A 22,279-nucleotide genomic window follows, 5' to 3' on the forward strand; every position below is an offset into this window, starting at 1 on the left:
ATGTTAGGTTGTTGTATGTGGTTGGAATTAGAAAGTGAATACAACTTGAGACCACAGGGTTTGTGCGTCTTTGTTGCCTTCTTTTTGTTCCAGATCATAGTATTCAACCTGGCCAACGATGTTCTTAGCGAAGGTGTAGTTAGCAGCTACGCTGTAGCCTTTGAAGCCTTCAGCGCTGGTGAACAGTTTATTATCAGCAAGGCCATTCATGGTGTGGTCGATATAGGTGGATGCACCTTGGTCATAGTATTTAGCAACTAAGCCCCAAGAACCAGCTTTAGCAGCTTTTGCACCTTTGTAGGAAGCAGTTACTACAAAACCGTCGTCGTCGCCTTTGTAACCATCTTTATCGCCATTCAGGTACATAGCACCCAATTTGAAGTTCTTGTCGAATGCATAGTTAGCAGCAACAGTCCAAATGGTATCATCAATATCTTTAACTTCTTTTACATCTTCAAATTTGTAGTAGCCTGCAACCAAGGACAAGTTTTCAACTTTGCCGGACAATTCAGCATAGTAGGTGTCTTTTGCATTAGCTGCTTTAGCTGGAGTTTCAAGACCAGTTGTATGAGCAGCTTTACCATAACCAGCAGTCAGTTTAACGTCCTTGCCGTAAGCAACTTGAACGCCGTCAAAACGGTTATCATAAACATTGCCTTCGGACCATTTTGCATGATAACGACCAGCTTGAACAGCCAGACCGCCGAGCTTACCATTTACATAAGCACGCTGGAATTTAGTGGTTTCGTCGCCTTTATCATTTTTCAGATCTTGGATATTTTCCAACATGCCGGTATATTTCCAGTCATCATTGATTTGGCCATTTACCCAAATACGGGAACGCAGTTGAGTTGCATAACCAACTGCTTTGCCATCAACAGTAGCATCATGATCAACATAATGATAACGCATTTCGCCAGTTACTTTAACGTTGTCAGCTTTTTTCTCCAGGTTAGCAACGCGAACGCCCAGGTTGTCCAGTTCGTCAGCGAATTCAGCAGCCAGTTTATCAACGTTAGCGCCTTTAGCCATTGCTTTAGCAACGATTTGAGCCATTTCATAACGAGTCATCAGTTTGTCGCCACCGAAGGTGGAGTCGCCGTAGCCTTCGATTACGCCGGCAGCAGCCAGTTTGTTGATGCTGTCATAAGCCCAGTGGCCAGCAGGAACGTCAGAGAACGGGTTAGCAGCGTAAGCGGAAGCGGTTACACCAAGAGCCATTGCCATTGCGAGTACTAAGGATTTTTTCATTGTAATTTCCTCCTCTTATCTTAAGAGATTTTTATTTATTACAAAATCCTTCGCAAGTCCCCACCTGCAAGTCCGGTAAGAGTTGCCTTGTTTCCTCTACCACGCAAAGCTTCGCCTATGTCAAGGATTTCATAATCAAGGGGTGAAATTATAGATTGGAGTAACTCTCTTTGCGATTTACTCTAATCTAAATCATACTTATATTATAATCATGGGTGACTACCTAGTCAAGAGTCTTTTTTAGAAAATTCTTAACAGAATAAGAATTATTCCTAGTAAGAATGTTTACAAAGACCAGACAGCGCCTTGCACAGGCCTGCCAGCGTTGTAGTAAAACACTTGCCAAAGTCATTTTTAACGCGTTTTAAAGTATACTTACGAAAATCCCTGAAAAATTGAAAGTATACTTTCGGAAATTCGTCGAAAATCGTAAGTATACTTTCAATTTTGCTTGTGCTGTCCTTTTTTCTGCGCAAGCGCAAAAAAAGCAGCAGTACCATGCGTTCGGCACTGCTGCTTTCAGAGGGTTGATGTTGTGAAAGGATGTATAAAGAAGAAAAGGGGTATTGTATATCAGCTAGAGGGATTAGCTAACTGATGAGCTTATTATAAAGCCAACTGACTGATTAGTCAATGGATATTCTGTGAACTTTGCATCGTTTTGATGAACTCTAAAAAATCATTTTACCGCTGCCATCAGCGCGTAAAAAATTGGTGGCACGATAAGCGCCGGCAGCATGTTCAGCGTTTTGCAATCGCGCAGCTGCAAAATCCCCAGGCCGCTGCTCATCAGAAAAATGCCGCCCAAAACAGAAATTTCTCCCATCAGCGCCGGCGTCATATAAGGAGCAATCACTCCGGCGAAAAGATAAATGCTTCCCTGCCACAAAAGCAGCACCAAGGCTGCCGCAGCAATGCCAATGCCATAGGCCGAGCCTAGAATAATCGATGAAACAAAATCAAGCGTCGCATTGGTATACAGATAAGTATTGTTGCCGTTGAGCCTGCTTTCAATCGGCCCCAAAATAGAAAGCGTACCGATGCAGAACAGCAAAATAGCGGTTGAAAGTCCTTCCGCCAGCTTGCTACCACCTTTGGCGCTTGCCAAAAGCTTGTGAAAGCGACCGTCGATATCCAACCACGTTCCTATAACAGTACCGATGGCAATGCTGGCGATAAATAATACCGGATAGGTTGTTTTCGGCATATTGCTGACAAAGGCATTCGCTCCCAGTCCCACAGTCGCCAGGCCAAGGCCGTCGAAAAGCGCTGTTTTATAGCGTTCGTTAACACCTCTGCTGAGAAAACTGCCGATTACAGAGCCGGTTAAAATTGCACTTACATTAACGATTGTTCCTAACATTTTCAATATCCCCTCAAGTTTACAAATACTTCCTGCGCAGGCTACAAAGATTTTACACTTCCCCCGCTCAGGTATCTTTACAGATACCCTTTTATTTTATACTATTATAGTACCAAATACAATTCCTACAAAGGAGGCTAATACGAATGAAAAAAACTCTTCTCACGTTATTTTTGGCGATGGCAGTAGCAGCAGGTGCGTCAGCCGCACAGCAAACAGAAGTCGACAAGGGCGACCGCTTTGATTATAAATACCCTGTTTTCACGCAGGAAAATCCGCGAGCAGCAGAGCGCATGAACCGCGATATCCAAAAAATGGTCAACAAATCGCGCAAGGATTTGCGCCACCCGGATATGCGTGCTGTCGGCAGCAATTATGAGGTGATTTACGAAAACGACCAGTTTGTCTGCCTCACCTTCAACACCTGGTACTATTATGATAAGGCTGCTCATGGTATGTACTATACACACGGCATCGTTTATGACAAGGCTACCGGCAAGCGCGTTCCCTACACCCGCTTCATCGAAAAGCTGGACGCCAAGCAACTGAAGCAGGATATCAAGGCCAAGAAGCTGCCTGTTTACGGTGCAGATTTGCAAACTGTCAGCGAAGCACCGTTCATTGATAACATCGACAATTTCAAAGTAAGCAAGGATTATATCATCACCGAGGACGGTCATCTTTATCTGATGTACCAGCCCTACGAGCTTGACTGCTACGCCGCAGGCGTTACCTATGTCAAAGTAAAATAAGCATAAAAAGCAAAGCACTGCTCTGCATCTCCTGTAAGGAAATGTGAGCAGTGCTTTTTTACAGCATATTTACTTCTTATCCAGTACGCAGATTTCAATTCCCGATGCAGCCATCATATCCTCCGCCAGCTTATCCGGGTAAGGATTAGCATAAACAATGCGCTTAATGCCTGCGTTAATCAAAATCTTGGTGCAGACCACACAGGGCTGATGCGTACAATAAATTGTACCGCCGTTGACAGACACACCATGATAGGCAGCCTGCACTACAGCATTCTGCTCTGCATGGATACCGCGGCACAGCTCATGCATCTGCCCCGAAGGCACATGCAGCTGCTCGCGCAGGCAGCCCGTAACCTCACAGTGAGGCAAATCCTTAGGCGTACCGTTATAGCCTGTCGCTACAATCTGTTTATTTTTGACGATTACCGCGCCAACACTGCGGCGCATACAGGTTGAACGGCTGCTGACTACTCTGGCAATCTCCATAAAGTAATCATCCCAGCCGGGTCTTGTTTTGCGTTCCATAATTTTTTATACCGTACCAAAAATTCTGTCGCCTGCATCGCCCAAGCCCGGAACGATGTAGCCATGCTCATTGAGATGGTCATCAAGCACAACAGTGTAGATAGGCACATCAGGATGTGCTGCATTCAGCTTTTCTACACCCTCGGGAGCAGCAACGAGACACATGAAGCGCAGGTTTTTCATACCGCGCTTTTTGAGCTGGTCAAGAGCAGCAATAGCACTGCCGCCGGTTGCCAGCATCGGGTCAACAACGATAGTATAAGCGTCCATATCCGCAGGCAGCTTGCAGTAATACTCCATCGGCATCAGAGTTTCTTCGTTACGGCTCATGCCGATATGACCAACATTGGCTTCGGGAATAACACTGAGTACGCCCTCCATAAATCCCAGGCCTGCACGCAGGATAGGCACAACAGTGACACTGCCTTTAATACGGCAGCCGGTGGTTTCGCACAGCGGAGTGGTAACCTTTACTTCTTCCACAGGTAAATCTCTGGTAGTTTCAAAGGTCAGCAGCGCTGCAACCTCACTGATGATGTGGCGGAAGGTTACGCTCTTGGTATCCTTGTCACGCAGGATAGTCATTTTTGCTTGCAGCAAAGGATGGTTTACTACATTGATTTGCATTGGATATATCGCTCCTTTTCTTATTAAGACGAAGCGGATAAAGCTTTATCGGTCGTCTTAATTATAAATTAGTATATAACGGATACTTAGCGCACAGTGCAGCAACGCGTTTTGCAGCCTCTGCATGCTTGTCAGTATCTTCAGGGTTATTGAGCACCAGGCCCATAATAGCCGCAACCTCTTTGAAGTCCTCTTCTTTGAAGCCGCGGGTAGTAGCAGCCGGAGTACCCAGACGGATACCGCTGGTTACAAACGGGCTGGCAGGATCAAACGGAATAGTGTTTTTATTGCAGGTAATGCCAATATTATCCAGCAGCTTTTCTGCTTCCTTACCGGTCAGGTTTTTGTTGCGTACATCAACCAAAATCAGATGGTTGTCAGTACCGCCGGAAACAAGACGGAAGCCTTCAGCCTTCAGGCCTTCAGCAAAAGCCTTGGCATTCTTGACAATATTCTCTGCGTACTCTCTGAATTCAGGCTTCAGAGCTTCGCCAAAAGCAACAGCCTTTGCAGCAATAACGTGCATCAGCGGGCCACCCTGGATGCCGGGAAAAATAGCCTTGTTGATTTTCTTGGCATATTCTTCATTGTTGGTCAAAATCAGACCACCGCGAGGACCACGCAGAGTTTTGTGGGTAGTAGTAGTTACGATATCAGCATACGGAACCGGAGACGGATGCAGGCCTGCTGCAACCAGACCGGCGATGTGTGCCATATCAACCAGCAGCAGAGCGCCGTTAGCATGAGCAATATCAGCGATGCGTTTGAAATCGATAATCCGCGGATAAGCGCTGGCACCGGCAACAATCAGCTTCGGATGATGCTCTTTAGCCAGCTTGTCCATAGCATCATAATCAATCAGCTCGGTTTCCGGGTTAACGCCATAATGTACAACGTTAAAATAGGTACCGGAAATATTTACCGGGGATCCATGGCTCAGGTGACCGCCTTGGGACAGGTCCATCCCCATAATGGTGTCGCCGGGTTTCAGGAAAGCAAAGTACACGGTCAGATTGGTGCTGGCACCGCAGTGAGCCTGTACGTTAGCATATTCGGCATGGAATAATTTCTTGGCACGTTCGATTGCCAAAGTTTCAACCTTATCAACATATTCACAGCCGCCATAATAACGATGACCGGGGTAGCCTTCAGCATACTTGTTGGTCAGTACGCTGCCCATAGCCTCCATTACTGCGGGAGTAACGATGTTTTCGGATGCAATCAGTTCGATTTTGTCACGTTGGCGGTTAAGCTCCGCATCAATGTAACCTTTCAGCTCAGGATCAACTACGCTAAGTTTTTCCAGATTCATTTTAAGTCCCTCCTAAAAATAAAACATTAAATATCAACCAGTTTTATCCACAGGCTGTGGATAAGCGCTTAGAAATTCTGCTCTACTAAAAGACGCAGACGGTGCCTTATACCATAGAAAAATACAAATCGTTCATTAGATTTCAAATGCTACGTAGTATTCCGACGGCGTATTTTTCATATGTCGAAGAAATGATAACGACGCAGATGATGCTATGGACGATTGTAAATCGCTCAGAAGGTGCCAGATGCTAGGCGGCACTGCCGACGGCGTATTTCTATACGTCGAGGCAGTGACAACAACGCAGACAGTGCCTTATGGGCGATTCTCCAGATATTGGGCACGCGGTCCCCCAACTAACGGCGGACGGGTTTTAGCGGCAGTCAGCACTGCTTCGCTAATTTTTTTATATTGCAGGCGTACAGGTACAGCAACTCGTTTGAGATGCATGCCGATGAGCGTCTGGCCAATATCAATACCAAGATGGGCAGAAATTTTTTCTACCACTACAGGTTCAGCAAAATTTTCGTAGGCAGCAGTTGCCATAGCGCCGCCGGCATGAGCCACCGGACGCACGGTAACCTCCTCAAGATTGTAGCGTTCAGCTGCAGCAGCCTCCACTACTAAGGAACGGTTGAGATGCTCGCAGCATTGTACGGCAAGATAAAGCTCGTGTGCATCACACACTGCCTTCAGCGCCTTGAACATAGCAACAGCTGTTTCACTGCTGCCGCCGGTGCCGATTTTGTTGCCGAGTACTTCGCTGGTACTGCAGCCAAGCACGAAAATCTGTCCCTTTTTAGGCTTTGCTATGCTAATGAGCTCTTCAGCAGCTGCTGCCAGCTCCTTAGCTATTTGCATATTTGTTTCCATTGTTGCTTTACTTCTTTTCTGTTTATTTTTCAGAAACGCAAAAATCGTTTAGGCTGCAACGCAAAGACGATTATTTTGCTTCCAAATCCATGATTTTATTTACACGGCGCTCATGACGACCACCGGCAAATTCGGTTTCCAGCCAGGCGTCGGTAATCATTTCTGCCAGACCTACGCCCAGAACACGCTCGCCCATGCAGAGAACGTTGGCATTGTTATGCTCACGGCTCATTTTAGCGGAGAAAACATCACCGCACAGAGCAGCGCGAATGCCCTTGCATTTATTGGCAGCGATAGAAATACCGATACCGGTACCGCAAATCAGGATGCCCTTTTGCGCACCGCTGGCACCACTGGTAATATCCTCGCACAGCTTAGCAGCATAGTCGGGATAATCTACGGAATCCTCGCTGTAGGTACCATGGTCAACAACCTCGATGCCTTTATCCTCTAAATATTTTTTGATATGCTCCTTCAGATGGAAGCCGCCATGATCACATGCCATTGCAATTTTCATAAATAATCTTCTCCTCTCCTGCTTTTTAATGCCGGGATTATCTTTAACATTTATTGTAACATAAATGACGGTAAATTTACATTATTTTTTAAATGCAGGCTGCCGTTTTCCAGCGTTATAATCTGATAGCCCGCAGCCTTACGCAGGCGGTTCATGATTGCCAGTCCCAGGCCGTCCTCCTCCACGCCTTCGGCGAGGATGACGTCCGGACAGGTCCGGTCAAAATCGCGCAGCAGGTAGAATAAATCTGCTGCCAGCTGCTCGCGGCTGTCGCCCCAGCAGGAAAGCTGCAAATGCTGCTTTTCGACAAGCTCTGCCAGCTCGCTCTCCAGCTCACGTCCGCAAAGCACGCCGACGGTTTTGCCTTCAGCCAGAGCCTTAGCAATAACCTGCGGCAACCATTTGCAAGCTGCACCCTCAAACAGGTACACAGGTGCCTTCGGCGCATAATGACGGTACTTCATTCCCGGAGCCTTGGGCTTAAAGTTTTTATCTCCCTGCAGCGCCGGGTCGATTTCTACCGCCCCCATTACTTCGGTCAGCATTTCATAAGTAATGCCGCCCGGTCGCAGGATAGTAGGAACAGCACTCGTTGTATCCACCACGGTGGATTCCAGACCGATGCCGCAGTTACCGCCATCAAGCATACCGGCAATTTTGCCCTGCATATCCTCCAGCACATCCTGAGCGTTCGTCGGACTCGGACGACCGGAAATATTAGCCGACGGCGCCGCAATAGGACAACCACAGGCACGGATAAAATCCTGGGCAAATTTATTGGAAGGGAAGCGTACAGCGACAGTTTCCAGACCAGCGCTTACAGCGTCAGGCACAATAGAGGATTTATTGACAATCAGCGTCAGCGGTCCCGGCCAAAAATGCTCCATGAGCTTTTTGGCATTAGCGTTCAGACCGGTAGTCAGCTGCGCAATATCTTCCTTTTTAGCAATGTGCAGAATCAGCGGATTATCATTAGGTCTGCCCTTGGCAGCAAAAATCTTGCCCACAGCCTCAGGATTCAGTCCATCCGCACCCAGGCCGTAAACCGTTTCTGTCGGGAACGATACAACCTCACCCGCACGGATCAGTGCCGCTGCCTCCTGCATAATCTCTTGATTATCAGAGTTCTTTTGTAATTTCCAGTAGGATGTTTTCATATTTATCCTCACCCTCTTTTTCTTTTAAAGCAAAAACCATGCGCGGTATACCTGCATAGTCCATACGCACAGCAGTTTTGGCAAAGCCATGCTCCAGGCACAGCTTCTGCACTGCCTCGCTTTGGTCAATACCGATTTCAAATGCCAGCAATCCATCCTCAGCCAGATGCTCTGCTGCTTCGGCACAGATGCGGCGGTAAAAATCAAGTCCGTCCGCACCGCCGTCAAGTGCAGTGCGTGGCTCCTGCTGTACATCCTGCGCCAGCGTCGCAATATCGGCCGCAGGGATATACGGCGGGTTGGAAACGATGATATCAAACTTTTTCTCCATAGGCACGTTGCTGAATAAATCGCTTTGGCGGAAGGCCACGCGCTTGTCTACGCCAATCGCTGCAGCATTTTCCTTTGCCACCGCCAGGGCAGCGTTGCTGATATCCACACCCACGCCCACGGCAGCAGGCAGATAATCAAGCAGCGAAACGATAATTGCACCACTGCCTGTACCGATATCAAGAGCCTTTACGGCACTGTCTGCTCGCAGCATCGGCGCTGCCTTCACCAGGCTTTCCACCAACAGCTCCGTTTCCGGACGCGGCACCAGGGTAGCAGGCGTAACCTTGAAGCTGTTGCGCATAAAAGCACGCTCGCCGATAATGTAGGCCAGCGGCTCATGCTTGGCGCGGCGCTCTACATAGGAGCGCATCTTCTCGCGCTCCTCCTCACTGAGAGGCTTGTCAAATTCGGTATAAAGCTTGATGCGTTCACATTTCAAGACAGCACAAAGCAGCACTTCGGCATCAAGGCGTGGATTTTCCACGCCTTTTGCTTCAAAGTGCTGCTTAGTCCAGTTTAAAATTTCCATAATCGTCCAAACTGGCTTCCCCATTTTATTTCACCTGCCGTAATTGTTCGCTTTGCTTAGCAGTAATCAGTGCACCCAGCAGCTCGTCCAGGTCGCCGTTGACAATGCTGTCCAGCTTATGCAGTGTCAGACCGATGCGATGGTCGGTAACGCGTCCCTGCGGATAGTTGTAGGTGCGGATACGCTCGCTGCGGTCGCCGGTGCCTACCTGGCTCTTGCGGTCCTCGGCAGTAGCAGCACGCTGCTCCTCCTGCGCCTGCTCCAGAATACGCGCACGCAATACGCGCATACATTTTTCGCGGTTCTTCAGCTGAGATTTTTCATCCTGGCACTGTGCCACAATGCCTGTCGGAATATGGGTAATACGAACTGCAGATTCGGTTTTGTTTACGTACTGGCCGCCGGCACCGCCTGCACGATAGGTATCGACACGCAGGTCTGCAGGGTTAATCTCTACATCAACCTCTTCAGCCTCCGGCAGTACAGCCACGGTAACGGTAGAGGTGTGTACACGTCCCTGAGATTCGGTTTCCGGCACACGCTGTACACGGTGTACGCCGCTTTCAAATTTCATACGGCTGTAAACGCTGTCGCCGCTGATTTGGAATACTACTTCCTTGAAGCCGCCCAGCTCAGTCGGGCTGGAATCCATAACCTCAACGCGCCAGCCGCGGGTTTCTGCATAACGCAGATACATACGGAAGAGAACGCCGGCAAAAAGCGCAGCCTCATCACCGCCAGCACCGCCGCGGATTTCCACGATAACGTTTTTATCATCGTTCGGGTCGGAGGGCAGCAGAAGAATCGTGAGCTTCTCCTCATATTCTTCAATCTGCGGTTTGAGCTCCTTCAGTTCCTCCTTGGCCATTTCAACAAGCTCTTCGTCATCGCCTGCCGCGAGCAGCTCCTCTGCCTCGTCGCGAGCCTTAATCATATCGCGGTATTCACGGTAAGCGGTAACAATCGGTTCCAGCTTAGCATGCGCTTTGGTAGCCTTCAGCCAATTGGCCTGGTCAGCAATAACCTCGGGGTCACTGATTTTTGCCTCTAAGTCTAAATATCTGTCTTCTAGTGCCTGCAATTTGTCGAGCATTAGAAATTCTCCTCTCAAGTGTTATGTTAGTCTTATAAATTTAATTCAAAGTGATTCGTTAAGAAAATATTCTCTCCTATAAGCGAAGTGTTCAATATAACATTATTTTAAAGACAGAATAGTGCAGTCCCCTCTCCGTCGCCCTACGGGCGCCAGCTCTCCCCAAGGATAGCCTCATAGATCAGCCTGCAAACCTATAAAATCACTTTTACTCTATAATTTCTTCAGGCGGCAGCACTGCCTTCAGGGAAGCAATCGCCACCTCAATCTGGCTGTCATCAGGCTGACGCGTCGTCAGCTTCTGCAGCAAAAGTCCCGGCATAATCGCCATATGCACCAGCTTATTGTCGTTATGCGCTCCGGCAAAACGGATAATCTCATAGCTGACGCCCGCAATCACCGGCATCAGCACTACGCGGGAAGCAATGCGCTCCAGCAGGCTGGGCCAGCCCAGGAAGGTAAAAATAAACATGCTTATCAGCATGACAATCATCAGAAAGTTGGTGCCGCAGCGCGGGTGCAGTGTGCTGAACGGACGCACATTTTCTACACGCAGGGGCAGGCCTGCCTCATAGGTGTAAATAGTTTTGTGCTCCGCGCCATGATATTGGAAGACGCGCTGAATGTCCTCCATCGAGGAAATGGCCGCAATATATGCCAGAAAAATAGCCATACGCAGCACGCCCTCAGCCAGATTGAGCATCATCGGATCCTCCGTCAGCTCATGCAGAAAACGCATAGACCAGGTCGGGATAACGATAAACAGACCGACAGCCAGCAATACGGAGGTAGCAATAGTCATCGCCATTTCCTTGCCTGTCAGCTGCTCGTCCTCTTCGCCGGAAACCTGTGCCGAAAAGGCCAAGGCCTTGATGCCGTCATATAATGATTCAAATAAAGCAATAACGCCGCGAAGCAGCGGTTTTTTCAAAATAGGATATTTATCACGGATACTGTTGACAGGATTTACATCCACGGCAATTTCTCCGTCAGGTTGGCGCACGGCAACAGCCACCTTATGTGGTCCGCGCATCATAACGCCCTCAATTACAGCTTGTCCGCCTACAGATAATTTTTTCGTGCTCATAGATATACTCCATAAAACTAAATAAAGCAGAACCCGCATGTGCAAGCCCTGCCTTATTGTATAGATTATTGTTCTTTGTTGTAACGTTTGTTGAACTTCTCGATACGACCACGAGCAGCTACGTTACGTTGTTGACCAGTGAAGAATGGATGGCATTTAGAGCAAACATCCACGCGTAATTCTTTCTTAGTGCTACCAGTTACGAAGCTTGCACCACATGCGCAGGTAGCAGTAACTTCACCGTAATTCGGATGAATCTTTTCTTTCATTCTTTACACCTCTCTTTGCTAAGAACATTATATTCATAATTTAGAAGCTGCCTTGCTTGGCAAAGCGGCTTGCATTAACACTAGATTAGTGTAACATATCCTACAAGTAAACGCAAGCTATTTTTTACTAAAATCGGCAACACCCTGCAGATAATTAATAAACTGCTGCGCTGTACGTCCGGAAATGCCGCCGTGATGCAGCTCCCACTTCCGCGCTTCGGCACAAAGGAAGTCATCATCAAGCTCCAGCCCCTGCTTTTTAGCCAGCTCGCAGACGATTTTATAGTACTCCTTCTGCGTAGGCTGTCCATAATAAATCGTGCAGCCAAAGCGGTTAACAAGAGAAAGCTTTTCCTGCATCGTATCCGACTTGTAAATACCTTCCTCTTGCGTTACATCGTTGCGGTCCTTCCACGTTTCATTAATCAGATGTCTGCGGTTAGAGGTAGCGTAAATCAAAATATTATCCGGACGTACCTCCAGACCGCCTTCGATGATAGCCTTCAGATATTTATATTCGATTTCAAATTCCTCGAATGACAAATCATCCATATAAATAATGAAGCGGTAGTTGCGGTTCTTGATTTGGGCAATAACCTGCGATAAGTCGCGGAACTGATGCTTGTAGATTTCAATCATCCGCAGGCCCTGATCATAATATTTGTTGATTAGCGCCTTAATGCTGCTGGATTTGCCTGTACCACTGTCGCCAAACAGCAGCACGTTGTTGGCAGGACGCCCTGCTACAAAAGCCTCCGTATTTTCCAGCAGGCGCTGCTTCTGGTCCTCATAACCGATGAGATCAGCAAAGGTAATCTGCTCCGTATTGGATATCGGCACCAGCTCCGGCTCGCCCTGCTCCGCCTGCGCTATACGAAAGGCCTTGTTCAGACCAAGCTTGCCAACGCCGTAATCATGGTAGAATTTGGTAACGCAGGCGAAAAACTCATCAGCATCGGCAGCCTTTTCCAAAGCAGTGCTGAGCGCCTGAACTTTCTCACTGATATTTTTGTTGTAACGACGCTCCTGCTTTACCACAGCCTGATAATTGCTGATTAACGAAAAGCAGTTAATCTCCAGCGCACGCTCCAACTCGCTGAAATCATAAGCAAACAGCTGCTGAAAGATTTTGAAGTCATGCTTGGCAAACTGATTCACGCTGCCATCGCAGGCACCAACCTTTTCACAGGTAATGGCAAAGGGATTTTCACAGCTGACGAGCAAAAAGGCCAGATAATTATGCCAAAGATTCTTGTCAAAGCCATAAACGGTGCCAATATCAAGCAGCTTATGTACCTGCTCATAAATTTCCGCCGTCAGCTCCTCGCGGTTATACTCACCTGCTGAAAATTCAGCGCAGATTTCTGCCAACGGCTCCAGCAAATTGTCCGCCGGCAGATTGCGGTAAATAACTAATTGTGATACAAGCTTATGCATATCTTTCCCCTCAAATATTTCTATTTTATAAATTCAAATTTCTCTGTATCGAACATGCCCATATCTGTAATGCGCAGCTTGGGAATAACCGGCAGCGCCATAAAGCTCAGGCTAATGAACGGATCGATGCCGTCCGATACACCCTGCGCATGTGCCTTCGCCGCAATCTCATCAAGACTGCCGATAAGCTCTTCGGCAGGTGCGCTGCTCATCAGGCCGCAGATATTCAGCGGCAGTGTATCGACAACCTCGGTGCCCTTGACCAAGGTATAACCGCCCTGTACGCGTACCAGCTCCTTAGCCGCAGCATTCATTGCTTCCGAACTTGTGCCGATAACAATCAGATTGTGTGAATCGTGTGCCACCGTCGTCGCTACTGCGCCGTCTTTCAGCCCGTAGCCGCGCAGGAGGCCTAAGCCTACATTACCGGTGCCGTGATGTCTTTCCAGCACGGCAATCAGATACACATCGCCTTTTTTCAGAGCAGCGGCAATATCCTTGCCCATAATCGTACTCTTCTCGGTAAAAATTTCACCGGGAAGCATAGTGATAACAGGATATTCCCTATCGTCGGCAAAATGCGATAAAAAGAAGGTTGCCACGTCAAAAGCTGCAGGCTTCACGCTGCCCTGCAGGCTGACATTGGGCGTAACAGGCGTAATCCTTTCGCAGGCCTTGAGCGCATCCACACCTCTATGAAAAACAGCCCGCGGCGTAAGGCTTTGCAGGTCATCAAAAACTACCAAATCCGCCTGCCAGCCGGGAGCAATGGCACCCACGCGGCGCAGTCCGTAGATGCGTGCAGCGTTGATAGTTGCCAGACGCAAAGCACGCACCGGTTCCATGCCTAATTCTATCGCCATTTGTACGCAGTGGCGGATGGTACCCTCACGGCGGATATCTGCAAGATGCTTATCATCTGTACAGAAAGCCAGACTGCTGACATCAATGCCCTCTTCGATAACTCCGCGCAAAATTGCCGTCAGATTACGCGAAGCACTGCCCTCACGCACCAGCACTGCCAGACCGTTACGCAGCTTTTCCTTCGCTTCTTCCCAGCTGATGCTTTCATGGTCGGTATCAATACCGCTGGCGACATAGGCAGCCAGCTCCTTGCCACGCACACAGGGTGCGTGGCCGTCGATTACGCGTCCCAGGCTCAAGAACAGGTCAAGTTTCTTCTGTACCTCGGAGGAATTATAAATAACTCCGGGCACGTTCATCATCTCGCCCATTCCGAGTACACCAGGCTCATTGACAAGCTTGATCATATCGCGAGCATCCATCACACAGCCGCTGTGCTCAAAGCGTGTGGCAGGCACGCAGCTCGGCAGGTTCACATAATAGTTCAGCGGCATCTGGCCGCCGGCCTCCAGCATATAGTGAATGCCTGCCGCGCCCGCTACGTTGGCAATTTCGTGCGGGTCGGTAATCAGCGTGGTTACACCCCAGCGCAGCTCCTCGGCACAGTAATGCTCAGGCACAGCCATCGAGCTTTCTACATGACAATGTGCATTAATCAGACCTGGCGCAACATATGCTCCCTGCAGGTCGATGATTTTTTCTGCCTGGTCATAACTGCCGACACCGGCGATAACGCCATCGGCAATAGCAACATCAGCTTCATAAATTGTTTCGGTCAGCACGTCAACAACCCTGCCGTTCTTTAAAAGAATATCAGCAGGGCTGTTACCGAGTGCGACCGCTCTTACACGGTCCATCATATTAATTACCTCAATCCTTTTACACGTAAATATATTTCAGGATAAAGATTACTGCCAGCACATATACAATCCAGCTGGTTTTCTTGTTTTTGTATTCACCGCTGAGCAGGTTAATTGCCACATAGGAGATAACGCCCATGGAAATACCTTCGGAGATAGAATACATAAAGGGCATTGCTACTGCTGCAACAAAAGCAGGAATAGCTTCTGTCATATCATCAAAGTCTACATTCAGCAGGCTGCTTACCATCAAAAAGCCTACAATTACCAGTGCCGGGGCGGTAGCGAAGGCAGGAATTGCCAGGAAAATCGGTGCAAAGAATAAACTGAGGAAGAACAGAATTGCTGCAGTAACAGCAGTAAGACCGGTACGGCCACCGACAGCAACGCCGGCGCTGCTTTCTACGAAGGTAGTAACGGTAGAGGTACCCAGCAGTGCACCACCGGTAGTAGCGATGGAGTCAGCCAGCAGAGCGCCTTCGATTTTCGGCAGCTTGCCGTCCTTGTCCAGCATTTTAGCCTTGGAAGCAACACCGATCAGAGTGCCGAGAGTATCAAACAAATCTACAAACATAAAGGAAAGCATGATTGTAATGAAGTTAAATGTGAAAATAGCACTGAAGTCCAGCTGCATAAAGGTCGGTGCCAGGCTGGGAACAGAAATGCCGTTAGCAAAGCTGGGCATAACGGAGAACATACCGAGCTTCGGATTCGGTACATAAATGCCGGTCAGCTCACAAATCATGCCTAAGCCCCAAGTAACCAGAATACCAACGAGGATACCGCCGGGAACCTTTTTCGTCATCATTACAGCGGTCAGCAGAATACCGATAAGCGCCAGCAAAGCACCGATACCGGTGGACCAGAAGGTGCCGTCTGCCAGAGCAGCTTTAAACGGATAAAGGCCAACGAGAGTCGGTCCCGCAACAACGAGCTTGGAATTCTGCAGGCCGATAAAGGTGATGAACAGACCGATACCGCTGGTAACGCCGAACTTCAGCGCAGGCGGAATGGAATTGAACAACGCTTCGCGCACCTTAGTCAGGGACAGAACAATGAACAGAATACCTTCAACAAAAACTGCTGCCAACGCAACCTGCCAGCTATAGCCCATCTGTCCTACAACAGTATAAGCAAAAAAGGCGTTCAGGCCCATACCGGGAGCAAGAGCAAATGGATAGTTAGAAAACAGCGCCATCAGCAGAGTACCAAGGCAGGCACCCAAAGCAGTAGCGGTAAATACAGCACCGGCATCCATACCGGCAGCACTTAAAATACCTGGGTTAACGGCCAAAATATAAGCCATTGTCATAAAGGTGGTGATACCGGCAAGAATTTCTGTGCGGACATCCGTCTGATGTTCCTTCAGGCGAAATGTTTTTTCCAAAAAGTCTGTCATTATTATAGCCTCCTATGCTATCTATTTGCCCAAGCTGCAGGGCCCGGGCACAATAATAAAGATTAAGACTGCCTGCACAGCCGTCAAGCCATTAATAGGTTAAAATCTCCGGACCGTTTTCGGTAATCAGAATCTGGTGCTCCCATTGAGCGGAAAGACTGCCGTCACAGGTATAAACAGTCCAGTTGTTGGCTTCATCAATAAAAATATCACTGTGGCCCATGTTAATCATCGGCTCAATAGTGAATATCATTCCCGGCACCAGCACCATACCGGTTTTGCGCTTACCAACATGGCAGACGAACGGATCCTCGTGGAACTCTACACCAACGCCGTGACCGCCGAATTCTTCGACAACAGAATAACCATGCTTATGCGCCAGCTTGGAAACAGCAGCGCCGATGTCGCCCAGGAAGCCCCAAGGCTGAGCTGCTTCAATACCGCGCAGCAGACATTGCTTGGTAATCGCAACCAAATCTGCCGCCGGCTTAGCAACCTTGCCAATCATAAACATACGGGATGCGTCAGCATAATAACCATTGTAAATAGTAGAAACGTCTACGTTCACAATGTCACCGCTGCGCAGTACGTCATGCTCGCTAGGAATGCCGTGGCACACCTGGTCATTGATAGAGGTACATACGCTCTTCGGAAAACCTTCATAGCCCAGCGGTGCAGGGATAGCATTATGCGCTACTGTATATTCGTAAACGATTCTGTCGATATCAGCAGTAGTCATACCGGCCTTAATATATTTGGCAACCTCATCCAGTACACCGGTATTGATTTTGCAGGCTGCACGAATACCTGCAATCTGCTCCGGGGTTTTAATCATATCGCGGTCAGGAACCTCGCAGCCCTGAGCCTGCAGCAACGCGATTTTTGCATCATTCATTTTGTGGCAGTCTGCATATGCTCTACCGCTGCCACACCAACATAATTCTTGGTCCAACGAAAACACTCCTTATCTCAATAATTGTTACAACTTGTACATTACAACCTTATGACTTCTATTTTACCACATATTTAAGGGAAAAATCACATTTTCGGCTTAAAATTCTCTTACAACGTTCGGTTTTTTGTGTTAAAATAATTTTATATGACTCAAGGTTAAGAAAGGAAATTTTTATGGAAGCATATGCAATGTATTTTATCGATTTAATTCTGCACCTGGACAAGCACCTGCCGGAAATTATGATGGCCTACGGTCATCTGATTTACGCCATCCTGTTCATGGTAGTGTTCTGCGAAACTGGTCTGGTAGTCACCCCGTTTTTACCGGGCGATTCGCTGCTTTTCGCCTGTGGCGCTCTTGCTGCTGCTGCACCCGAAGGCATGGATATCAAAATTATCGTGCCCATCTTTTTAGTTTCGGCTGTGCTGGGTGACGCCTGCAATTATATGATAGGCGAGCATCTCGGTATGCACATGATTAAGAAGAACATCATCAAGAAGGAGCATGTCGACAAGGCCAGCGCATTTTATGACAAGCATGGTCATAAGGCAATTTTTCTGGCCCGCTTTGTGCCGATTGTGCGTACCTTTGCACCCTTCGTTGCCGGCATCGGCAAAATGCACTACCTGACCTTTGCTCATTACAATGTCATCGGTGCCGTAGTGTGGGTATTTCTCTTTGTCGGCGGCGGTTACTTCTTCGGTAACATCCCTGCCATCAAGCATAATTTTACGTTGGTAACTTTGGGCATCATCGTCTTCTCCCTGCTGCCTGTGTTATATGAATTCGTAGGCAAGAAAATTTTAGGCAAGAAATAAGAAGGTCTTGGAAATTTGGTAACAGACTCTCTCCAAGGAGAGCCTTTACACAGTTAAACTCCAAAGTACATATATATAAATTTTAAAAATTGAGGGTGATTTAAAATGACTTATCGTTTTAACAGTGATTACACCGAAGGCTGCCATCCTGCAGTCCTCGAAAAACTCGTGCAAACCAATATGGAACAGACTGACGGCTACGGCCTGGACCCTTACTGCGACGAAGCACGCAAATTGATTAGAGAAGCCTTCGCCTGCCCGAACGCTGACGTACATTTTCTCGTTGGCGGCACTCAGACCAACCTGACGGTTATCTGCGCTGCCTTGCGTCCGCATCAGGCTGTTTACGGCGCTGTTCCCAGCCATATCAATACGCATGAGGCCGGTGCGATTGAGCACGTAGGCCACCGCGTGCTGCCACTTCCAAGTGAGGACGGCAAGCTAACCGCAGAGCAAATCCGCCACGAATGGAAAATGTACGATACTGATCCAAGCCGTGAGCATTGGGCACAGCCGAAAATGGTTTATATCTCCCAGCCTACTGAAATCGGCAGCATGTACAGCAAAAAAGAGCTGCAGGATTTATACCAGGCCTGCAAGGACTGCGGTCTTTACCTCTTTGTTGACGGCGCACGCTTAGGCTATGTTCTCGGCGCTCCCGACAACGATATGACTGCAGCAGATTTGGCAGCCAACTGCGACGTTTTCTATATCGGCGGCACCAAATGCGGCCTGCTCTTCGGCGAAGCAGTTGTTATTTTGAACGATGTACTCAAGCTCGACTTCCGTACCATCGCTAAGCAATGCGGTTCCATCATGGCCAAAGGACGCCTGCTCGGCGTACAGTTCGGCGCACTTATGAAAGATGATCTTTACAGCAAAATCTGCGGTAAAGGCACACTGCAGGCGCTGAAAATCCGCGATGCACTGTTAGCCAAAGGCTTTAAGTTCGTAACCAACTCTCCTACCAACCAGCAATTCGTTATCATGACTCCGGCGCAATTTGAAAAGCTGAGCGAGGAATTTGCTCTCAGCCATATTGCCTATCTGGAGGACGGCAATTACAGCGTGCGCATCTGCACCAGCTGGGCAACCAAGGATGAAGAGGTTGACAGACTCATTGCTATGATCAACGAGCTGTAAGCTTGACATAAAACGTAAATTTGCTATAATAAAGACAAAGAGAGACTCTGACAGTCGCGTGTCAGCCCTCTCCGTTTATTGTTGTTATTTGACAAAAGGCTGACATTGACCTCTAATGTCGGTCTTTTGTTATATTGTAAGCAAAATTACTTACGTTTAGACATAATGGTCGCAACAAGCAAACCAAATGTTAACATTATCTGTAACGCTTCGGCTACTGTCATGCTCCCACCTCCTTACGGAGGAACCGACCTGTCAGAATCTCTAGTGTTATTATAACAGCTATCTTATTTATTGACAATATGTTCGCGAAAATAAAAAGACGGTCGCTCGATCGTCTTTTTTATTTTGCTCTTTTTACTTCAACTTTTCTACAACGCTCTGCAGTTTTTCCTGCCATTCAGCGCAATAATCCGCACCGCCCTGCGCGCAGTCGTTCTTGCCGCCGCCACGGCCGCCAAAGGCTTCGTTGAGCAGCTTAATAACACTACGGCAATCGCCTGCAGCATCAGCCCCCAAAGCAACTGCGTAGCTGATGCGCTCAGGCTGCACTGCTACCAAAAGGCTCAGCGTATTTTCCAGTGCGGTAACCTTCGGCAAAAAAGCTTTGATATCCTTGGCATCGTGACCTTCCATAGGCAGAGCCAAAACCTTGACACCATCAGCATTCACCGGCGCAGCAGCATACGTTTCCTGCAATTTTTCTTCTTCAATCTTCAACAGCTTGTTCTTGGCAATGTCAAGCTGTGCAAGCAAATCATTTTTCTGCTTACTTACGGCAGCAGGCACCTGCTCAGGCTTTACAGAAAGACTTGCAGCTACGCTAAGCAATGTGCTGTTCTTGGCGTCCGCATCAAGCAATGCTCTGCGGCCGCAGACAAACTCTACGCGACAACCGCCCTTATGCTTTTCATGGCGGATAACCTTAACGCTGCCCAGCATCCCTGTAAACGGCGGATGCGTACCGCAACAGGTACAGATATCGGCATCCTCAACCGAAACGATACGCAAAGTGCTGGTCAGCTTGCTGTTGAACTTACGCATTTTATCCTTCAGCTTGACAGCCTCTGTGCTGTCCATATAGCTGATATGTACCGGGCGATTCTCCCAGATAATCTCATTCGTATATAATTCTGCCTGCAGCAGCTCCTCGTCTGTCAGCTCCTTGTCAAGGTCAATGAAAACATTATCCTCATTCATGTGGAAACCGATATTATTGGCCTTAAACAGCTTCCAGCAGGCGTAGGACAAAAGATGCTCTCCCAAATGCTGCTGCATTCTATCAAGACGCACAGGCCAGTCCAGCACAGCCTCGACCTCAGCGCCAACCTCCAACGGCTTGTCGCACTCATGGTAGATGTGACCGTCTTTTTCGCTTACATGGCTTACAACTGCATCAGCCAGCTTACCTCTGTCACTCAGCTGACCGCCGCCCTCCGGAAAGAAAACAGTCTGGTCAAGCTCAACCAGATATTTGCCATCCTTCGGCGTGCAGGCCGTAACCTTCGCCATGCACTGTTTGAGCAAAGAATTATTTTCAAAAAGCTTCATCGTCATTTTTTATTCCCCCTCATGAAATCTATCTGTCTCTAATAACCATTATTGTATCACTAATTTGCTAAAGTGTGTTATAATCAGTTATACAAGTCCAAAAAAATTCTATTTAAGCGAATAAGGAGCAATAAATGTTTCAAAATTTACTTTTTGATTTAGACGGTACCCTGACAAATTCTGCCGAGGGTATCACCAAATGCGTACAATACGCCCTGCGCGCTCAAAATATTGAGGAGCCTGATTTAAAAAAGCTGGAGGTTTTCATCGGTCCGCCCTTGCGCGACAGCTTTATCAAATACTACGGCATGACCAGAGAGCAGGCTGAAATCGGCGTAGAAAAATATCGTGAACGCTACACTGATATCGGCATCTGGGAAAATGAAGTTTATCCCGGCATCATGGAACTATTGGCTGACCTGCAGCAGGATGGCCGCCGCCTCGGTATGGCTACCGCTAAGCCGGAGGTTTTTGCGCTGAGAATTGCCGAACGCTTTGGCTTCAACCCCTATCTGGAAGATATCACCGGCTGCAGCCTGGACGGCAAAACCGATAAGAAAGCTTTAGTAGTTGCTGCCGCTCTGGAAAAATGGCAGCTTACTACGCCAGAAGCTAAAAATACTGTAGCACTTATCGGTGACCGCCGCGAAGACGTTCTCGCCGCTCACGCCAACGGCATCGCCTGCATCGGCGCAGGCTTCGGCTTCGGCAGCTACGAGGAACTGTCGGAAGCAGGTGCCGATTACTATGTTGCCGATGTTCCGGCCTTAGCACGCTTCCTGCTGAGCAAAGCGTAAGAACAAATTTAACACTTACAGGTGATATTATTATGCATATTTACGCAATAGGCGACCTGCATTTATCAGGCGAACCGGCAAGCAAGCCCATGGAGGTTTTCGGCGAGCATTGGCGCAACCATAAAGAAAAGGTTGCCGCTAATTGGCAAAACACCGTAACCGCACAGGACACCGTTATTGTCTGCGGTGATATTTCCTGGGCCATGACTTTGGAAGAAGCAGCACAGGATTTAGACTGGTTGGCGCAGCTTCCCGGACGCAAGCTGCTGCTGCGCGGCAACCATGATTACTGGTGGAGCAGTCTGAGCAAAATGCAGCAGCGTTACGGTGCTCATTTTGAATTTCTGCAGAATGACTGCATTATGGTAGAGAATATTGCTGTCTGCGGCACTCGCGGCTGGCTGCTGCCTTCGGCCGAAAGCTTCAGTGACGCCGACAGAAAAATCTATAACCGCGAAGGTATCCGTTTAGAGCTTTCCCTGCAGCAGGCACATAAAATGCAGGCGCAGCAGATAATTACGGCCTTTCACTATCCGCCGCTTTTCGCACGCACGGAGCACACCTGCTTTACTAATCTGATGCTGCAGTACGGCGTGCAGCACTGTGTCTATGGACACATTCATGGTGAAAACCACATTCCCGTTTTCGAAGGATTGCGTGAAGGAATCAACTACAAGCTGGTTTCCTGCGATACGCAAGGCTTCCGGCTTTACAAGGTAATATAACAGCGAAACTCCGCTTAGAAACAGACAGGCTCCTCTGAA

23 protein-coding genes are annotated in these 22,279 nt (G+C 48.3%); 5 read left to right on the forward strand and 18 right to left on the reverse strand.

The window, feature by feature from the left end:
* Window positions 1-27: 27 nt before the first annotated feature.
* Together RDW05_RS00335 and RDW05_RS00340 are read right to left on the reverse strand one after the other, a co-directional pair.
* Window positions 28-1,251, reverse strand: a complete 1,224-nt coding sequence (locus tag RDW05_RS00335) for a porin (protein ID WP_307977428.1) — start codon at window positions 1,249-1,251, stop codon at window positions 28-30.
* A 679-nt stretch (window positions 1,252-1,930) separates the two neighbouring features.
* A complete protein-coding gene (locus RDW05_RS00340; protein WP_307977429.1) occupies window positions 1,931-2,614 on the reverse strand; it encodes a DUF554 domain-containing protein in 684 nt (227 codons plus the stop codon).
* Window positions 2,615-2,760: 146 nt separating this feature from the next.
* Between RDW05_RS00340 and RDW05_RS00345 the strand changes: the two genes are divergently transcribed.
* A complete protein-coding gene (locus tag RDW05_RS00345; RefSeq protein ID WP_307977430.1) occupies window positions 2,761-3,366 on the forward strand; it encodes a DUF3298 domain-containing protein in 606 nt (201 codons plus the stop codon).
* Between the two features lie 69 nt (window positions 3,367-3,435).
* Here RDW05_RS00345 and RDW05_RS00350 read toward each other — a convergent pair whose 3' ends face one another.
* From RDW05_RS00350 to RDW05_RS00415, 14 genes are all read right to left on the reverse strand, one after another.
* The gene (locus RDW05_RS00350; protein ID WP_021720267.1) at window positions 3,436-3,894 is read right to left on the reverse strand and encodes a cytidine/deoxycytidylate deaminase family protein; all 459 of its coding nucleotides are present in this window, start codon (window positions 3,892-3,894) and stop codon (window positions 3,436-3,438) included.
* A 6-nt stretch (window positions 3,895-3,900) separates the two neighbouring features.
* Complete coding sequence (upp, locus tag RDW05_RS00355) at window positions 3,901-4,521, reverse strand: uracil phosphoribosyltransferase (protein WP_303712307.1); 621 nt, start codon at window positions 4,519-4,521, stop codon at window positions 3,901-3,903.
* A 61-nt stretch (window positions 4,522-4,582) separates the two neighbouring features.
* Window positions 4,583-5,833 carry a serine hydroxymethyltransferase gene (glyA, locus tag RDW05_RS00360; RefSeq protein WP_304097713.1) on the reverse strand — a complete coding sequence of 417 codons (1,251 nt, stop codon included), beginning with the start codon at window positions 5,831-5,833 and terminating at the stop codon, window positions 4,583-4,585.
* A gap of 315 nt (window positions 5,834-6,148) precedes the next feature.
* Complete coding sequence (locus RDW05_RS00365) at window positions 6,149-6,706, reverse strand: TIGR01440 family protein (protein ID WP_307977431.1); 558 nt, start codon at window positions 6,704-6,706, stop codon at window positions 6,149-6,151.
* 70 nt (window positions 6,707-6,776) lie between these two features.
* Window positions 6,777-7,223, reverse strand: coding sequence for a ribose 5-phosphate isomerase B (gene rpiB, locus RDW05_RS00370; RefSeq protein WP_009146082.1), 447 nt, complete (start codon window positions 7,221-7,223; stop codon window positions 6,777-6,779).
* A 50-nt stretch (window positions 7,224-7,273) separates the two neighbouring features.
* On the reverse strand, window positions 7,274-8,380 hold the full coding sequence (locus tag RDW05_RS00375; protein WP_307977432.1) for an L-threonylcarbamoyladenylate synthase: 1,107 nt from the start codon (window positions 8,378-8,380) through the stop codon (window positions 7,274-7,276).
* Complete coding sequence (gene prmC, locus RDW05_RS00380; protein ID WP_307977433.1) at window positions 8,343-9,266, reverse strand: peptide chain release factor N(5)-glutamine methyltransferase; 924 nt, start codon at window positions 9,264-9,266, stop codon at window positions 8,343-8,345. Before prmC ends, RDW05_RS00375 begins: the two co-directional genes overlap by 38 nt.
* 1 nt (window position 9,267) lies before the next feature.
* Complete coding sequence (gene prfA / locus RDW05_RS00385) at window positions 9,268-10,335, reverse strand: peptide chain release factor 1 (RefSeq protein WP_307977434.1); 1,068 nt, start codon at window positions 10,333-10,335, stop codon at window positions 9,268-9,270.
* A gap of 208 nt (window positions 10,336-10,543) precedes the next feature.
* On the reverse strand, window positions 10,544-11,422 hold the full coding sequence (locus RDW05_RS00390) for a DUF1385 domain-containing protein (protein ID WP_307977435.1): 879 nt from the start codon (window positions 11,420-11,422) through the stop codon (window positions 10,544-10,546).
* 65 nt (window positions 11,423-11,487) lie between these two features.
* On the reverse strand, window positions 11,488-11,691 hold the full coding sequence (gene rpmE, locus RDW05_RS00395) for a 50S ribosomal protein L31 (protein WP_021720275.1): 204 nt from the start codon (window positions 11,689-11,691) through the stop codon (window positions 11,488-11,490).
* A gap of 117 nt (window positions 11,692-11,808) precedes the next feature.
* Window positions 11,809-13,128 carry an ATP-binding protein gene (locus tag RDW05_RS00400; protein WP_307977436.1) on the reverse strand — a complete coding sequence of 440 codons (1,320 nt, stop codon included), beginning with the start codon at window positions 13,126-13,128 and terminating at the stop codon, window positions 11,809-11,811.
* A gap of 20 nt (window positions 13,129-13,148) precedes the next feature.
* Window positions 13,149-14,852 (reverse strand): adenine deaminase, encoded by a 1,704-nt coding sequence (gene ade, locus RDW05_RS00405; protein WP_307977437.1) that lies wholly within the window; start codon window positions 14,850-14,852, stop codon window positions 13,149-13,151.
* A gap of 19 nt (window positions 14,853-14,871) precedes the next feature.
* Window positions 14,872-16,251, reverse strand: a complete 1,380-nt coding sequence (locus RDW05_RS00410) for an NCS2 family permease (protein WP_293830028.1) — start codon at window positions 16,249-16,251, stop codon at window positions 14,872-14,874.
* Window positions 16,252-16,342: 91 nt separating this feature from the next.
* The gene (locus RDW05_RS00415) at window positions 16,343-17,212 is read right to left on the reverse strand and encodes a methionyl aminopeptidase (RefSeq protein ID WP_307977438.1); all 870 of its coding nucleotides are present in this window, start codon (window positions 17,210-17,212) and stop codon (window positions 16,343-16,345) included.
* A gap of 167 nt (window positions 17,213-17,379) precedes the next feature.
* Between RDW05_RS00415 and RDW05_RS00420 the strand changes: the two genes are divergently transcribed.
* Both RDW05_RS00420 and RDW05_RS00425 read left to right on the forward strand, forming a co-directional pair.
* A complete protein-coding gene (locus RDW05_RS00420; protein ID WP_148495354.1) occupies window positions 17,380-18,024 on the forward strand; it encodes a DedA family protein in 645 nt (214 codons plus the stop codon).
* 105 nt (window positions 18,025-18,129) lie between these two features.
* Entirely contained in the window at window positions 18,130-19,167 is a 1,038-nt protein-coding gene (locus tag RDW05_RS00425; RefSeq protein ID WP_307977439.1) for an aminotransferase class I/II-fold pyridoxal phosphate-dependent enzyme, read from the forward strand.
* A gap of 146 nt (window positions 19,168-19,313) precedes the next feature.
* Here RDW05_RS00425 and RDW05_RS11625 read toward each other — a convergent pair whose 3' ends face one another.
* Window positions 19,314-19,391: a putative holin-like toxin gene (locus RDW05_RS11625; protein ID WP_222859573.1), complete on the reverse strand. Its 78-nt coding sequence runs from the start codon at window positions 19,389-19,391 to the stop codon at window positions 19,314-19,316.
* Window positions 19,392-19,524: 133 nt separating this feature from the next.
* Window positions 19,525-20,724: a DHHA1 domain-containing protein gene (locus RDW05_RS00430; protein ID WP_307977440.1), complete on the reverse strand. Its 1,200-nt coding sequence runs from the start codon at window positions 20,722-20,724 to the stop codon at window positions 19,525-19,527.
* 128 nt (window positions 20,725-20,852) lie between these two features.
* On the opposite strand from RDW05_RS00430, the gene RDW05_RS00435 reads away from it, so the two are divergent.
* Window positions 20,853-21,515, forward strand: coding sequence for an HAD hydrolase-like protein (locus RDW05_RS00435; RefSeq protein WP_307977441.1), 663 nt, complete (start codon window positions 20,853-20,855; stop codon window positions 21,513-21,515).
* Window positions 21,516-21,547: 32 nt separating this feature from the next.
* A complete protein-coding gene (locus tag RDW05_RS00440; RefSeq protein WP_307977442.1) occupies window positions 21,548-22,240 on the forward strand; it encodes a metallophosphoesterase in 693 nt (230 codons plus the stop codon).
* Window positions 22,241-22,279: the final 39 nt, after the last annotated feature.

Source organism: uncultured Phascolarctobacterium sp., assembly GCF_902463975.1.
Taxonomy (GTDB): Bacteria; Bacillota; Negativicutes; order Acidaminococcales; family Acidaminococcaceae; genus Phascolarctobacterium_A.

Bases quoted from the DNA above. Each gene is read 5' to 3' on its own strand.
- prmC (WP_307977433.1), bottom strand. From the start codon at position 9,266: ATGGGGAAGCCAGTTTGGACGATTATGGAAATTTTAAACTGGACTAAG.
- rpiB (WP_009146082.1), bottom strand. From the start codon at position 7,223: ATGAAAATTGCAATGGCATGTGATCATGGCGGCTTCCATCTGAAGGAG.
- RDW05_RS00410 (WP_293830028.1), bottom strand. From the start codon at position 16,251: ATGACAGACTTTTTGGAAAAAACATTTCGCCTGAAGGAACATCAGACG.
- RDW05_RS00440 (WP_307977442.1), top strand. From the start codon at position 21,548: ATGCATATTTACGCAATAGGCGACCTGCATTTATCAGGCGAACCGGCA.
- ade (WP_307977437.1), bottom strand. From the start codon at position 14,852: ATGATGGACCGTGTAAGAGCGGTCGCACTCGGTAACAGCCCTGCTGAT.
- RDW05_RS00345 (WP_307977430.1), top strand. From the start codon at position 2,761: ATGAAAAAAACTCTTCTCACGTTATTTTTGGCGATGGCAGTAGCAGCA.
- glyA (WP_304097713.1), bottom strand. From the start codon at position 5,833: ATGAATCTGGAAAAACTTAGCGTAGTTGATCCTGAGCTGAAAGGTTAC.
- RDW05_RS00435 (WP_307977441.1), top strand. From the start codon at position 20,853: ATGTTTCAAAATTTACTTTTTGATTTAGACGGTACCCTGACAAATTCT.
- RDW05_RS00375 (WP_307977432.1), bottom strand. From the start codon at position 8,380: ATGAAAACATCCTACTGGAAATTACAAAAGAACTCTGATAATCAAGAG.
- rpmE (WP_021720275.1), bottom strand. From the start codon at position 11,691: ATGAAAGAAAAGATTCATCCGAATTACGGTGAAGTTACTGCTACCTGC.
- RDW05_RS11625 (WP_222859573.1), bottom strand. From the start codon at position 19,391: ATGACAGTAGCCGAAGCGTTACAGATAATGTTAACATTTGGTTTGCTT.
- RDW05_RS00335 (WP_307977428.1), bottom strand. From the start codon at position 1,251: ATGAAAAAATCCTTAGTACTCGCAATGGCAATGGCTCTTGGTGTAACC.
- RDW05_RS00350 (WP_021720267.1), bottom strand. From the start codon at position 3,894: ATGGAACGCAAAACAAGACCCGGCTGGGATGATTACTTTATGGAGATT.
- RDW05_RS00365 (WP_307977431.1), bottom strand. From the start codon at position 6,706: ATGGAAACAAATATGCAAATAGCTAAGGAGCTGGCAGCAGCTGCTGAA.
- prfA (WP_307977434.1), bottom strand. From the start codon at position 10,335: ATGCTCGACAAATTGCAGGCACTAGAAGACAGATATTTAGACTTAGAG.
- RDW05_RS00430 (WP_307977440.1), bottom strand. From the start codon at position 20,724: ATGACGATGAAGCTTTTTGAAAATAATTCTTTGCTCAAACAGTGCATG.
- RDW05_RS00420 (WP_148495354.1), top strand. From the start codon at position 17,380: ATGGAAGCATATGCAATGTATTTTATCGATTTAATTCTGCACCTGGAC.
- RDW05_RS00425 (WP_307977439.1), top strand. From the start codon at position 18,130: ATGACTTATCGTTTTAACAGTGATTACACCGAAGGCTGCCATCCTGCA.
- upp (WP_303712307.1), bottom strand. From the start codon at position 4,521: ATGCAAATCAATGTAGTAAACCATCCTTTGCTGCAAGCAAAAATGACT.
- RDW05_RS00340 (WP_307977429.1), bottom strand. From the start codon at position 2,614: ATGTTAGGAACAATCGTTAATGTAAGTGCAATTTTAACCGGCTCTGTA.
- RDW05_RS00390 (WP_307977435.1), bottom strand. From the start codon at position 11,422: ATGAGCACGAAAAAATTATCTGTAGGCGGACAAGCTGTAATTGAGGGC.
- RDW05_RS00400 (WP_307977436.1), bottom strand. From the start codon at position 13,128: ATGCATAAGCTTGTATCACAATTAGTTATTTACCGCAATCTGCCGGCG.